Annotated in this window: 18 protein-coding genes; 12 read left to right on the plus strand and 6 right to left on the minus strand. The window is 55.6% G+C overall.

From position 1 onward, the window contains the following. Positions 1 to 10 precede the first annotated feature (10 nt). From rpsK to ACJ8J1_RS24705, 7 genes are all read left to right on the plus strand, one after another. Positions 11 to 400, plus strand: a complete 390-nt coding sequence (rpsK, locus tag ACJ8J1_RS24675) for a 30S ribosomal protein S11 (RefSeq protein WP_004929731.1) — start codon at positions 11 to 13, stop codon at positions 398 to 400. 30 nt (positions 401 to 430) lie between these two features. Further along, complete coding sequence (rpsD, locus tag ACJ8J1_RS24680; protein WP_004929729.1) at positions 431 to 1,051, plus strand: 30S ribosomal protein S4; 621 nt, start codon at positions 431 to 433, stop codon at positions 1,049 to 1,051. Between the two features lie 25 nt (positions 1,052 to 1,076). Beyond that, positions 1,077 to 2,066: a DNA-directed RNA polymerase subunit alpha gene (locus ACJ8J1_RS24685; protein WP_002919219.1), complete on the plus strand. Its 990-nt coding sequence runs from the start codon at positions 1,077 to 1,079 to the stop codon at positions 2,064 to 2,066. A 40-nt stretch (positions 2,067 to 2,106) separates the two neighbouring features. Continuing rightward, on the plus strand, positions 2,107 to 2,496 hold the full coding sequence (gene rplQ, locus ACJ8J1_RS24690; RefSeq protein WP_004929726.1) for a 50S ribosomal protein L17: 390 nt from the start codon (positions 2,107 to 2,109) through the stop codon (positions 2,494 to 2,496). Between the two features lie 148 nt (positions 2,497 to 2,644). Continuing rightward, positions 2,645 to 3,019 carry a DUF1992 domain-containing protein gene (locus ACJ8J1_RS24695; protein WP_033645242.1) on the plus strand — a complete coding sequence of 125 codons (375 nt, stop codon included), beginning with the start codon at positions 2,645 to 2,647 and terminating at the stop codon, positions 3,017 to 3,019. After that, positions 3,019 to 3,450 (plus strand): Zn(2+)-responsive transcriptional regulator, encoded by a 432-nt coding sequence (gene zntR, locus ACJ8J1_RS24700; RefSeq protein ID WP_016930321.1) that lies wholly within the window; start codon positions 3,019 to 3,021, stop codon positions 3,448 to 3,450. Before ACJ8J1_RS24695 ends, zntR begins: the two co-directional genes overlap by 1 nt. 74 nt (positions 3,451 to 3,524) lie before the next feature. Further along, positions 3,525 to 3,731: an alternative ribosome-rescue factor A gene (locus ACJ8J1_RS24705; RefSeq protein ID WP_004929720.1), complete on the plus strand. Its 207-nt coding sequence runs from the start codon at positions 3,525 to 3,527 to the stop codon at positions 3,729 to 3,731. Positions 3,732 to 3,789: 58 nt separating this feature from the next. Here the strand turns inward: ACJ8J1_RS24705 and mscL are convergent, their stop codons facing one another. The 5 genes from mscL to def form a co-directional block, all read right to left on the minus strand. Continuing rightward, a complete protein-coding gene (gene mscL / locus ACJ8J1_RS24710; protein WP_033645241.1) occupies positions 3,790 to 4,206 on the minus strand; it encodes a large-conductance mechanosensitive channel protein MscL in 417 nt (138 codons plus the stop codon). 137 nt (positions 4,207 to 4,343) lie between these two features. Continuing rightward, positions 4,344 to 5,720 carry a Trk system potassium transporter TrkA gene (gene trkA / locus ACJ8J1_RS24715; protein WP_004929716.1) on the minus strand — a complete coding sequence of 459 codons (1,377 nt, stop codon included), beginning with the start codon at positions 5,718 to 5,720 and terminating at the stop codon, positions 4,344 to 4,346. A gap of 53 nt (positions 5,721 to 5,773) precedes the next feature. Next, positions 5,774 to 7,063 carry a 16S rRNA (cytosine(967)-C(5))-methyltransferase RsmB gene (gene rsmB, locus ACJ8J1_RS24720; RefSeq protein WP_033645240.1) on the minus strand — a complete coding sequence of 430 codons (1,290 nt, stop codon included), beginning with the start codon at positions 7,061 to 7,063 and terminating at the stop codon, positions 5,774 to 5,776. A gap of 72 nt (positions 7,064 to 7,135) precedes the next feature. Beyond that, complete coding sequence (fmt, locus tag ACJ8J1_RS24725) at positions 7,136 to 8,080, minus strand: methionyl-tRNA formyltransferase (RefSeq protein WP_033645239.1); 945 nt, start codon at positions 8,078 to 8,080, stop codon at positions 7,136 to 7,138. Positions 8,081 to 8,097: 17 nt separating this feature from the next. After that, positions 8,098 to 8,607, minus strand: a complete 510-nt coding sequence (gene def, locus ACJ8J1_RS24730) for a peptide deformylase (RefSeq protein WP_015379260.1) — start codon at positions 8,605 to 8,607, stop codon at positions 8,098 to 8,100. Positions 8,608 to 8,740: 133 nt separating this feature from the next. Here def and dprA point away from each other — a divergent pair, with 133 nt between their 5' ends. From dprA to aroE, 5 genes are read left to right on the plus strand one after another with little or no spacing between them, the layout of a single operon-like run. Next, positions 8,741 to 9,862, plus strand: a complete 1,122-nt coding sequence (dprA, locus tag ACJ8J1_RS24735; RefSeq protein ID WP_033645238.1) for a DNA-protecting protein DprA — start codon at positions 8,741 to 8,743, stop codon at positions 9,860 to 9,862. Then, positions 9,834 to 10,307, plus strand: coding sequence for a DUF494 family protein Smg (gene smg, locus ACJ8J1_RS24740; RefSeq protein ID WP_025160381.1), 474 nt, complete (start codon positions 9,834 to 9,836; stop codon positions 10,305 to 10,307). The genes dprA and smg overlap by 29 nt, the downstream gene beginning before the upstream one ends. Positions 10,308 to 10,332: 25 nt before the next feature. Then, a complete protein-coding gene (locus tag ACJ8J1_RS24745; protein WP_019456195.1) occupies positions 10,333 to 10,878 on the plus strand; it encodes a DNA topoisomerase family protein in 546 nt (181 codons plus the stop codon). 7 nt (positions 10,879 to 10,885) lie between these two features. Then, positions 10,886 to 11,455, plus strand: a complete 570-nt coding sequence (gene tsaC, locus ACJ8J1_RS24750; RefSeq protein WP_033645237.1) for an L-threonylcarbamoyladenylate synthase type 1 TsaC — start codon at positions 10,886 to 10,888, stop codon at positions 11,453 to 11,455. Positions 11,456 to 11,466: 11 nt separating this feature from the next. Further along, entirely contained in the window at positions 11,467 to 12,285 is an 819-nt protein-coding gene (gene aroE / locus ACJ8J1_RS24755; RefSeq protein WP_033645383.1) for a shikimate dehydrogenase, read from the plus strand. Between the two features lie 38 nt (positions 12,286 to 12,323). Here the strand turns inward: aroE and ACJ8J1_RS24760 are convergent, their stop codons facing one another. Further along, complete coding sequence (locus ACJ8J1_RS24760; RefSeq protein ID WP_033645236.1) at positions 12,324 to 12,866, minus strand: gamma carbonic anhydrase family protein; 543 nt, start codon at positions 12,864 to 12,866, stop codon at positions 12,324 to 12,326. Between the last annotated feature and the right edge of the window lie 368 nt (positions 12,867 to 13,234).

The following is a 13,234-nucleotide window of genomic DNA, read 5'->3' on the forward strand; positions in this document are numbered from 1 at the left end:
TTATTGAATAATGGCAAAGGCACCTGTTCGTACACGTAAGCGTGTAAGAAAGCAAGTCTCTGACGGCGTGGCTCATATCCATGCTTCTTTCAACAACACCATCGTTACCATCACTGATCGTCAGGGTAATGCTTTGGGTTGGGCAACAGCCGGTGGTTCCGGTTTCCGTGGTTCTCGTAAGTCCACTCCGTTCGCAGCACAGGTTGCAGCAGAACGTTGTGCTGACGCAGTAAAAGAATACGGTATCAAGAACCTGGAAGTTATGGTTAAAGGACCTGGTCCTGGTCGTGAGTCTACTATCCGCGCTCTGAACGCGGCTGGTTTCCGCATCACTAATATTACTGATGTGACTCCGATCCCTCATAACGGTTGTCGTCCGCCGAAAAAGCGCCGCGTGTAACGCAGCTTTTAGGATTGTTGGAGAAAGAAAATGGCAAGATATTTGGGTCCTAAGCTCAAGCTGAGCCGTCGTGAGGGCACAGACCTGTTCCTTAAGTCTGGCGTTCGCGCGATCGATTCCAAGTGTAAAATTGAACAAGCACCTGGTCAGCACGGTGCGCGTAAACCGCGTCTGTCTGATTACGGTGTTCAGTTGCGTGAGAAGCAGAAAGTTCGCCGTATGTACGGCATTCTGGAGCGTCAATTCCGTAACTATTACAAAGAAGCAACCCGCCTGAAGGGCAACACCGGTGAAAACCTGTTGCAGCTGCTGGAAGGTCGTCTGGACAACGTTGTTTACCGTATGGGCTTCGGCGCTACTCGTGCAGAGTCACGTCAGCTGGTTAGCCACAAAGCAGTTATGGTAAACGGTCGCGTTGTTAACATCGCTTCTTATCAGGTATCTCCGAATGACGTAGTCAGCATCCGCGAGAAAGCTAAAAAGCAGTCTCGTGTTAAAGCTTCTCTGGAGCTGGCTGAGCAGCGTGAAAAGCCGACTTGGCTGGAAGTTGATGCTGCTAAGATGGAAGGCGTGTTCAAGCGTATGCCTGAACGTACCGATCTGTCTGCGGACATTAACGAACACCTGATCGTCGAGCTTTACTCCAAGTAAAGCTTAGTACCAAAGAGAGGACACAATGCAGGGTTCTGTGACAGAGTTTCTAAAACCGCGCCTGGTAGATATCGAGCAAGTCAGTTCGACGCACGCCAAGGTGACCCTTGAGCCTTTAGAGCGTGGCTTTGGCCATACTCTTGGCAACGCACTGCGCCGTATTCTGCTTTCATCTATGCCGGGTTGCGCGGTGACCGAGGTTGAGATTGATGGTGTACTGCATGAGTACAGCACCAAAGAAGGCGTACAGGAAGATATCCTGGAGATCCTGCTCAACCTGAAAGGGCTGGCGGTGAGAGTTCAAGGCAAAGACGAAGTTATTCTTACCCTGAATAAATCTGGCATTGGCCCTGTGACCGCTGCCGACATCACCCATGATGGTGATGTCGAAATCGTCAAGCCTCAGCACGTGATCTGCCACCTGACTGATGAGAACGCGGCTATCAGCATGCGTATCAAAGTTCAGCGCGGTCGCGGTTATGTGCCGGCTTCTGCCCGAATTCATTCGGAAGAAGATGAGCGCCCAATCGGTCGTCTGTTGGTTGACGCCTGCTACAGCCCTGTAGAGCGTATCGCCTACAATGTTGAAGCTGCGCGTGTAGAACAGCGTACTGACTTGGATAAGCTGGTCATCGAGATGGAGACCAATGGCACGATCGATCCTGAAGAGGCGATCCGCCGTGCGGCCACCATTCTGGCTGAACAACTTGAAGCTTTCGTTGACCTGCGTGATGTACGTCAGCCGGAAGTTAAAGAAGAGAAACCGGAATTCGATCCGATCTTGCTGCGCCCTGTTGACGATCTGGAATTGACTGTCCGCTCTGCTAACTGCCTCAAGGCAGAAGCTATCCACTACATCGGTGATCTGGTACAGCGTACCGAGGTTGAGTTGCTGAAAACGCCAAACCTGGGTAAAAAATCTCTTACCGAGATTAAAGACGTGCTGGCCTCACGTGGTCTGTCTCTGGGCATGCGCCTGGAAAACTGGCCGCCGGCAAGCATTGCTGACGAGTAACCGGATCACAGGTTAAGGTTTTACTGAGAAGGATAAGGTCATGCGCCATCGTAAGAGTGGTCGTCAACTGAACCGTAACAGCAGCCATCGCCAGGCTATGTTCCGTAACATGGCCGGCTCTTTGGTTCGTCATGAGATCATCAAGACGACCCTGCCAAAAGCAAAAGAGCTGCGTCGCGTTGTTGAGCCGCTGATTACTCTTGCCAAGACCGACAGCGTAGCTAATCGTCGTCTGGCATTCGCCCGTACTCGTGATAACGAGATCGTGGCAAAACTGTTTAACGAGCTGGGCCCGCGTTTCGCGAGCCGTGCCGGTGGTTACACTCGCATTCTGAAGTGTGGCTTCCGCGCAGGCGACAACGCGCCGATGGCATACATCGAGCTGGTTGATCGTGCTGAGTCTCAAGCAGAAGTAGCAACTGCAGAGTAATCTGTAGACGCGTAAAAAAACCGGGCTTGCCCGGTTTTTTTACGTCCAAATCCAGCCAAATGTGCTCAATTCCCCCGCCGAGCTTAAGATCCCCGCTCCTATCCGTTATGCTTAGACTCATTCAATAAGCTCACTGAGGCTGTCTGTTATGGGCTTGCTCGACCAATGGGCGGAACGTCATATCCTTGATGCCCAGGATAAAGGCGAGTTCGACAATCTGCCCGGCCAGGGACAACCGCTCGTGCTGGACGATGACAGCGCGGTGCCTGCTGAGCTACGCGCCGGTTACCGCCTGCTGAAAAATGCCGGTTATCTGCCGCCGGCGCTGGAAGATCGCAAAGAGGCATTAACCGTTGCTCACTTACTGCAAGGGATCAACAGTGAGCATCCGGACTATGTCGATCTCAGCAAGCGCATGGCGCTGCTGGAACATCGGTTGCGTCACGCTGGAATGAGCACGGACTTCTTGCATGGCGAATATCAGCGTGCGCTGGACGGTAAACTCACCCGAGAGGAGAAGTAATGTTCAAGATAGGTCAGTTGGCCAAGCTTGCCGAAGTGACGCCGGATACCGTGCGTTACTATGAAAAGCAGGGCATGATGGATCACAATGTCCGTACTGAAGGCGGTTATCGGCTGTACACCGAGCAGGATCTGCAGCGGCTGCGTTTTATCCGCTATGCCAAGCAGTTGGGCTTTACTCTGGAAACGATCGCCGAGCTGCTGTCGATCCGGGTCGATCCGGAACATCACACCTGCCAGGAATCGAAGTCTATCGTTGATGCGCGCCTGAGCGAAGTGGAAAGCAAGTTGGCGGAGCTGACCCGGATGCGTGAATCGTTGAAACGGCTGAGCGACGCCTGCTGCGGTACCGCCCATACCAGCAACTACTGTTCGATCCTGGAAGCTTTGGAACAGGGCGCCAGCGATGACAAAGGCAAAAAAGGTTGCTGACGGCACTTTAATTTTTATATCGCCGGCAGTATTATCGCCCCGTTTTATCCCTCATATTTTACAGGAGCATTATCATGACGAAATATCGTCACACCAAAGGCCAGATTCAAGATAACGCCATTGAGGCGCTGCTGCATGACCCGCTATTCCGTCAGCGGGTAGAAAAGAATGTGAAAGGCAAAGGCAGCTATCGACGTAAAGAAAAACACAACAAAGGCGGTAACTGGGAGGCCAGTGGCAAACTATCAAACGATAATTTACCACTGGCCTTCTGGTTTTAAGGCATTAAAAAAGCCACCTTCATCCGGTGGCTTTTTATTGGCATAACCAAATGCTGTCTTACAGTTTTGGCTGCTGTTGATGGCTCAGCAAATCACGGATTTCCGTCAGCAGTTTCTCTTCTGCAGTAGGTTCTGGCGGCGCTGCCGGAGCTTCTTCTTGTTTGCGGCGCATTTTGTTCATCAATTTAATCGCCAGGAAGATGGCGAAGGCGACAATCACGAAGTCAAATACGGTTTGGATGAATGAACCGTAGTTCATTACCACCGCCGGTACGGCGCCCTGAGCTTCACGTAATACCAGATGGAACTGTTTAAAGTCGACACCGCCGATCAGTAAGCCCAGCGGAGGCATGATGATATCAGCGACGAAGGATGAAACAATCTTGCCGAACGCGGCACCGATAATCACACCGACGGCCAGATCGACCACGTTGCCGCGCATGGCAAATTCGCGAAACTCTTTCAACATACTCATAGAACGCACCCCTTGCAGAATTAATAACTCAAGTTTAACAAAGCAATTTCCCTTTGCCACAAAAGGAGAGAAGTTTTATCTCCTCTCAAGGCAGAGAACAACTACGCGATTATAGACCATCGCCAAATAAATTCGTTCTACAAGAAGAACGGGCTCGGTTGGAACAGGCGTTCAACGTCCGGCACGAATTTCTTGTCGGTAATAAACATGATGACGTGATCGCCCTGTTCGATTTTGCTGTTGCCGTTAGCGATGATGACGTCGTCGCCACGAACGATAGCGCCGATGGTGGTACCCGGTGGCAGCTTGATATCTTCAACGATGCGGCCAACCACTTTGGACGTGCTTTCATCGCCGTGGGCAATCGCTTCGATCGCCTCCGCTACGCCGCGGCGCAGTGACGAGACGCTGACGATATCCGCTTTGCGCACATGCCCAAGCAGCGCGGAGATGGTTGCCTGCTGCGGAGAAATGGCAATATCGATCACGCTGCCTTGCACCAGATCGACATAGGCGCGCCGCTGGATCAGGACCATCACTTTCTTGGCGCCCATGCGCTTGGCCAGCATAGCCGACATGATGTTGGCCTCATCGTCGTTGGTGATGGCGATGAAGACATCCACCTGCTCGACGTGCTCTTCGGCCAGCAGTTCCTGGTCGGAGGCATCGCCGTAGAACACGATGGTATCGTGCAACTGCTCGGCCAGTTCGGCGGCACGTTGCTGATTGCGCTCAATGAGTTTGACGTTATAGTCTTTCTCCAGCTTGGCGGCCAGGCCGGCGCCGACGTTGCCGCCGCCGACGATCATGATGCGCTTATAAGGTTTTTCCAGCCGTTGCAGTTCGCTCATCACCGCGCGAATGTGCTGTGAGGCGGCAACGAAGAACACTTCATCACCGGCTTCGATAATGGTCGAGCCTTGCGGACGAATCGGCCGATCCTGGCGGAAAATGGCGGCGACGCGAGTGTCGATATGCGGCATGTGTTCGCGCATCGAAGAGAGCGCATTGCCGACCAGCGGGCCGCCGTAATAGGCTTTAACCGCGGCGATGCTGACCTTGCCTTCGGCGAAGTTGACCACCTGCAGCGCGCCGGGGTATTCAATCAGCTTGTAGATATAGTCGATGACCAGCTGCTCCGGCGAAATCAGATGGTCGATCGGCACCGCTTCCGGCAGGAACAGTTTCTCCGACTCGCGGATATATTCCGGCGCGCGGATACGGGCGATACGGTTGGGGGTATTAAACAGAGAATAGGCGATCTGGCAGGCGATCATGTTGGTTTCGTCGGAGTTGGTGACGGCGACCAGCATGTCGGCATCTTCTGCGCCAGCTTCGCGCAGCACCCGGGGGTGAGAACCATGTCCCTGAACCACTCGCAGATCGAATTTATCCTGCAGCTGACGCAACCGGCCGGAGTCGGTATCGACGACGGTGATATCGTTGTTTTCACCTACCAGGTTTTCCGCCAGCGTCCCGCCAACCTGCCCGGCACCAAGAATAATTATTTTCATCGTGTTCTCTGCTTCACACTGAAAGACTTAGGGCGCGTGGGCACCCTGAAGAATTACATTTTAATCAGCTTAGCGTAAAAGAAGCCATCGCCGTCCTCGGGATGCGGGATATTCTGCCGTCCCGGCCGCTGCGCATCGCCGGTTTCAACCAGCTTGGCATCGGCATGGCGCTGCAAGAACGCGGCGATCTGACTACTGTTTTCATCCGGCAGAATAGAGCAGGTTGCGTAAACCATCACGCCGCCTGATTTCAGATGCGGCCAGACGGCCTCCAGGATATCGGCCTGCAGGGCGGCGAGTTCGGCGATGTCGCGATCGCGGCGCAGCCATTTGATGTCGGGATGACGGCGGATCACGCCGGTGGCCGAACAAGGCGCGTCCAGCAGAATACGGTCGAACTGCTTGTCACCGCACCATTGCTGCGGTGTGCGGCCATCGCCCAGTTTAACCTCTGCGTGCAAACGCAGACGCTGCAGGTTTTCTTTCACCCGCGCCAGACGCTGTTCGTCGATATCGACGGCCATAACCTGTGCTTTCGGCGCCGCTTCCAGAATATGCGTGGTTTTGCCGCCGGGCGCGGCGCACAAATCGAGGATCTGTTCACCGTCTTGTGGATCCAACAGATCAACACAGCCTTGGGCTGAGGCATCTTGCACGGTGACCCAGCCGTCGGCGAACCCTGGCAGATCGGTCACGGCGCAAGGTGCCAGCAACCGCACGGCGTCGGCATAGTCTGCATGAGGCTCCGCGGCGATGCCGGCGTCGGTCAGCAGCTGCAGGTAAGCCTCACGGGTGTGATGCAGGCGGTTGACGCGCAGCCACATCGGCGGCTTCTGGTTATTGGCGTCGACGATCTGTTGCCAGTTGGCGGGATAAGCCTGTTGGATGCGTTTCAGCAACCAGCTCGGGTGCAGGTAGCGGCTGTCATTGTTGGCGGCGCGCTGCAGAAGTTCTTCCTGCTGGCGCTGGAATTGCCGCAAGACGCCGTTAATCAAACCTTTCAACTGTGGGCGTTTCAGCGCCACCGCACCTTCCACGGTTTCTGCGAGTACGGCGTGCGCCGGGATACGGGTATACAGCAGCTGATACAAGCCGACCATCAGCAAATAGTGAAGTGTACGTTGCTTGCCGGTCAGCGGTTTGGCCATTAATTGCTGAATGCACCATTCGAGCTGCGGCAGTACGCGTAACGTGCCGAAGCACAGTTCCTGCAGCAACCCGCGGTCTTTATCGCTGATGGAGGTTTGCAGCGCCGGCAGAACAGTACTCAGTGACTGCCCTTGATCCAGCACCTGGCCGATGGCTTTGGCAGCGATGCTGCGGAGATTGTAATTATTTTTCATAGGCTGAAGCTGATAACGATCGGCATTAAGAAAATAACGGCCCGGCGATGAACAGCCGGGCAGTGGGGTGACTTACAGCCGGTTACCCGGGGTAAACCATTCACGACGTGAATTTAACAGGTCTTGCGCCGACATCGGTTTCTTGCCGGCGGGCTGCAATTGGATCAGATTGAGGATACCGTCGGCGGTCGCCACCTGAATGCCGTGCTTGTCGGCATGGACAACGGTGCCCGGCTCCGCGTTGGCGCTTTCCGCCATTACGCTGGCCTGCCACACTTTCACCGGTTGCTCATCGATGGTGAAGTAGCTTATCGGCCAAGGGTTGAAGGCGCGGATGCAACGCTCCAGCTGTGCGGCGGACAGTGTCCAATCCAGGCGAGCTTCTTCTTTGCTCAGCTTCTCGGCGTAGGTGACCTGCGACTCGTCCTGCACTTCGCGGGTGGCGCTGCCGTCGGCCATTTGGCGCAGCGTCGTCAGCATGCCCTGCGGGCCGAGCTGCGCCAGCTTGTCGTAGAGGCTGGCGCTGGTATCGCTGCTCTCAATCGGGCAGGCGATCTTGTGCATCATGTCACCGGTATCGAGACCGACATCCATCTGCATGATGGTCACGCCGGTTTCGCTGTCACCGGCCCAGAGCGAACGCTGGATCGGCGCCGCGCCGCGCCAGCGGGGCAGCAGCGAACCATGTACGTTGATGCAGCCAAGACGCGGCATATCCAGCACCGCTTGCGGCAGAATCAACCCGTAGGCAACCACCACCATCACGTCGGCGTTGAGATCCGCCACCAGACGCTGGTTCTCTTCGGGGCGCAGCGATTTAGGCTGAAATACCGGCAATTGGTGTTGTTCGGCCAGCATTTTGACCGGGCTGGGCGTTAGCTTGTTGCCGCGGCCTGCCGGACGGTCGGGTTGAGTGAATACGCCGACAATCTGGTGCTCAGATGACAACAGCGCGTCAAGATGACGCGCTGCGAAGTCTGGTGTTCCGGCGAAAATAATCCGTAAAGAGTCAGACACGTTGATTTCCTGATCGGTTAGGCGCGGGCTTGAAGCTTGGCCATTTTTTCCAGTTTCTGACGAATGCGCTGACGCTTGAGCGGCGACAGGTAATCGACGAACAGTTTACCCATCAGGTGATCCATCTCGTGCTGGATGCAGATCGCCAGCAGATCGTCCGCTTCCAGCTCGAAAGGTTTGCCTTCGCGATCCAGCGCGCGGATCTTCACCTGCGCGGCGCGCGGCACCAGCGCACGCTGCTCGGGAATGGAAAGACAGCCTTCCTCGATGCCGGTTTCGCCGCTTTTTTCCAGCAGCTCCGGGTTGATCAGCACCAGGCGCTGATCGCGATTCTCGGAGACGTCGATCACGATAATGCGCTGATGGATATCCACCTGAGTCGCAGCCAGGCCAATGCCTTCCTCTGCGTACATGGTTTCAAACATATCATCCACGATGCGCTGGATATCTGCATTGACTTCTTTTACCGGCGCTGCGACTTTGCGCAGACGCTCGTCTGGGAAATGTAATACCTGCAAGACTGACATATATCTTTAGATCTGTATCCGAGTAATGAACGAGGTTTAACCTCTATTCTAGACATTTCCCGACCTGATTGACAGCATTGCGCACCAATTGCTCAGATTGGCAATACCACCGTTTTTGCTGAGGGAACAGACGATGCGGCCGGAAGAGATCGCTTTACGGATGCGGGGAGTCACGGGGCTACAGACCGTCGTGGCCAGTCGGCTCGTGCGACAGTTATCGCAAATGAGTGGCGAGCCTCGCCGCGTGTTGCATGAGCTGGGATTGAACGAACGGCAGCAGGCACAGTTCAACCGAGTGGATCCCGTCTATCTGGCGGCCACCCTGCGTTGGCTGGAGGAGCCGGCGCACCGTATGCTGAACTATGGGGCGCCCGGCTATCCTGAAAGCCTGGCTCAGATCGACGACGCGCCGCTGTTTCTGCTGATCAAGGGCGATCCTCGGGTGCTGTTGCAACCTCAGCTCGCTATGGTCGGCAGCCGGCAGTTCAGCCATTACGGCGAGCGTTGGGCGAACCATTTCGCCGAGGAGTTGGCGCGTTGCGGTTTCACCATCACCAGTGGTTTGGCGATCGGCATCGACGGCATTTGCCATCGTGCGGCGCTGGCGGCTAATGGCTGCACGATTGCGGTGTTGGGCAGCGGGCTGGGCAATATCTATCCGCGCCGGCACCGCCGGCTCGCGGAGCAGATAGTCGAGCAGGGCGGCGCCGTGATTTCAGATCATTTAGTCACCGATTTGCCTCTGGCCGACCATTTCCCACGCCGTAACCGCATTATCAGCGGTCTCAGCCTGGGGGTTCTGGTCATAGAAGCTTCGCTGCGCAGCGGTACCCTGGTGACGGCTCGCTACGCGTTGGAGCAGGGGCGTGAGGTGTTCGCCTTGCCTGGGCCATTAGGAAACCCGATGAGTGAGGGGACGCACTGGTTAATCCAGCAGGGCGCGCATCTGGTCACCGGGCCGAAAGATATCGCCGAATTGCTGGGAAGCGGCCTTCAATGGCTGTCACTGAACGAAAATACAACTATTTGTGCGTCGCAGGCTGAAGTTGAATTGCCATTTGGCGATGTGTTGGCTAACGTAGGAGATGAGGTGACACCTGTTGACGTCGTCGCTGAACGTGCCGGCCAACCTGTGCCAGTGGTGGTAATCAAGTTACTTGAGCTGGAGTTAGCAGGGTGGATCGCAGCTGTACCCGGCGGCTATGTCCGAATAAGGAGGGCAAGCCATGTTCGACGTACTCATGTACTTGTTTGAAACTTATATCCACAATGAACCAGAGATGCGCGTCGATCAGGATCAACTGACCGATGATCTCGCTCAGGCGGGGTTTCATCGGGATGATATCTACAACGCGTTGAATTGGCTTGAGAAGTTGGCTGACCTGCAAGAGGGTCAAAATGCCCCTTACTTTATGGATGCCGATCCGCTGGCAATGCGGATCTACACCGAAGAAGAAGGTGCACGTCTGGACGCCGGCTGCCGTGGTTTTCTCCTGTTCCTGGAACAGATTCAGGTATTGAACCTCGAAACCCGTGAAATGGTTATCGACCGCGTTATGGCTTTGGATAATGCGGAATTCGATCTCGAAGATCTGAAATGGGTCGTGTTGATGGTGCTGTTTAATATCCCCGGATATGAAAGCGCCTATCAGCAAATGGAAGAACTGTTGTTTGAAGTGAACGAAGGTTATCTGCATTGAGCCGATAACGCGCATAGAAGACGTTATGACAAAAAACGCGATTTTTGCCGCCAGGCAAAATGAACCCTGTCCGGAATGCGGGGCCGAACTGGTGATCCGTAGCGGTCGCCACGGCCCCTTCCTCGGCTGTTCCCAGTACCCTGAATGCCAATATATTCGGCCGCTGAAAGCGCAGGCCGATGGACATATCGTTAAGGTCTTGGATGGGCAACAGTGCCCGAAATGTCAGGCGACGTTGGTGCTGCGCCAGGGGCGCTATGGCATGTTTATCGGCTGCAGCGATTATCCGCAGTGCGATCACACTGAAGTGATCGATAAGCCTGACGAAACCGCCATTACCTGTCCGCAGTGCGGCCAAGGCAAACTGCTGCAGCGCAAGTCGCGTTACGGCAAAGTTTTTCATTCCTGCGATCGTTACCCGGAATGCCAGTTTGCCCTCAATGTTAAACCTGTCGCCGGTGAGTGCGCCTATTGCCATTATCCGCTGCTGATGGAAAAGCGCACGGCAAAAGGCCCCGTCCTGTGCTGTGCCAGCAAGCTGTGCGGAAAACCCGTCGCGACTACAGAATAATCACATCATGAACTCAGAATTAAGCCCGAACCTTTTATCTATCATCGATGCTTTGCATCAACAGCAGGTGATTGCGTATCCCACAGAAGCCGTATTCGGCCTGGGTTGCGATCCCGACAGCGAGCAGGCGGTCAATGCATTGCTGGCGCTGAAACAGCGGCCGTGGGAAAAGGGGCTGATTTTGATCGCCGCCGACTATGCACAGCTTAAGCCTTATATCGACGACAGTGCGCTCAGCGAACAGCAGCGCACGACGATGTTTGCCAGCTGGCCTGGGCCGGTAACCTGGGTTTTGCCCGCTCGGCCGGAGACGCCGCGTTTGCTGACCGGACGCTTCAGCTCGCTGGCGGTGCGCGTCAGCGATCATCCGTTGGTGCAGCAGCTGTGCCGGCAGTATGGCAAGCCGCTGGTGTCGACCAGCGCCAATCTCAGTGGGCTGGAGCCATGCCGCAGTGCGGATGAGGTTACGCGGCAGTTCGGCGAAGCTTTCCCGGTATTGCGCGGCAAGGTGGGTGGCCGTCTTAATCCTTCCGAAATCAGAGACGTTCTGACCGGCGAACAGATCCGTCAGGGCTAGAGGTAATGGGCATGGAGAAGTTTGCGGTATTTGGCAACCCTATCGGCCACAGCAAGTCGCCGCGAATTCATGCGCTGTTTGCTGCCCAGACCGGCATTGAGCATCCTTATGGGACGGTGTTGGCGCCGTTAGACGGTTTTGAAACCAGCCTGCAGGCGTTTATCCGCGCCGGAGGGCTGGGGGCGAACGTCACGGTGCCCTTCAAGGAGCGTGCTTATTCGGCCGCTTCTGAGCTGAGCGAGCGCGCAGCGATGGCCGGTGCGGTCAACACCCTGAAGGTATTGCCGAATGGCGAGCTGTTGGGGGATAACACCGACGGCATCGGGTTGCTGACCGATCTACAGCGTCAGCAATTGATCCGGCCGCAGGATCGCATCCTGCTGATGGGCGCCGGCGGCGCAGCGCGCGGCGTGATCCTGCCGCTGCTGTCTTTCGGCTGTCGGCTAACGATCACCAACCGCACCTTCAGCCGAGCCCTGGCGTTGGCAGACGCTTTTCGGCATCTGGGGGAGATCTCGGCGGCGCCGATGGATCAATTGGATCAGCAAGCGTTCGAACTGGTGATCAATGCGACGGCGTCCGGCATCAGCGGAGAGATCCCGGCGTTGCCGGCGGGCGTAGTTAATGCGCACACTCGTTGCTATGACATGTTCTATCAGCAGGGCACTACGCCATTCCTGGTCTGGGCGCAGCAGCAGGGGGCAACGGAATATGCCGATGGGTTGGGCATGCTGGTGGGGCAGGCGGCGCATGCTTTCCTGCTTTGGCATGGAGTGATGCCAGAGATTGAGCCGGTATTGCGCCAGTTGCGCAGCGAACTGGCGGCATAAATGCAACCCCGTTCTCTTTATAGGGAACGGGGCGTCCGTCAGATGTCTTCCGACAGGTATTCATCTTTCCAGCGTACATAGTTGTTCGAAGAATAAAGCAATCCTTCCAACTCGGCGGCGGTCAACGGCCGAACCTGGCGTGCCGGGCTGCCCATATAGAGATAGCCGCTGACTAGGCGTTTGCCCGGCGGCACTAAACTGCCGGCACCAATCATCACGTCGTCTTCTACTACTACACCGTCCAGCAGGATCGATCCCATACCGACCAGCACCCGGTTGCCGATGGCGCAGCCGTGCAGCATCGCTTTATGGCCTACGGTCACGTCTTCTCCAATCAACAGGGGATAACCGTCGGGGTTATGTTCGGAGCGGTGAGTCACATGCAGTACGCTGCCGTCCTGTATGTTGCTGCGTGCGCCGATCTTTACCGCATTGACGTCGCCCCGAATGGCGACCAGCGGCCAGATGCTGACGTCATCCGCCAGATCGACGTCGCCGATGACGACGCTGGAAGGATCGATCAAGACGCGCTGACCGAGTTTGGGGGTGTATTGAAGATAAGAACGTACTGCATCGGACATGGTGCTTGCCTCACGTCGGGATCATATTTACCGGCAATACTAGACTCTGACGATGGAATTACAACCAATCGCAGCGCCGGATCCTGCGGAAAATGGCCCTGATCGCACAAGATCCACTCGGAAGGGCTGAAAAGTGTGCAAACAGAAAGAAAAGATCAAAAAAGGGGTTGTGCAAAAAACTCGGATCCCTATAATGCGCCTCCATCGACACGGCGCAAGTGATTCACTTCACACAGCGGCCGGGAAGAAAGAGAAAAAATCCTGAAAATTAGGGTTGACTCTGAAAGAGGAAAGCGTAATATACGCCACCTCGAGTTAGCAAGCGAAAGCGCCTAACTCACTGCTCTTTAACAATTTATCAGACAATC

The sequence above is a fragment of the Serratia sp. CY37869 genome (assembly GCF_052168895.1).
GTDB classification, from domain to species: domain Bacteria; phylum Pseudomonadota; class Gammaproteobacteria; order Enterobacterales; family Enterobacteriaceae; genus Serratia; species Serratia ureilytica.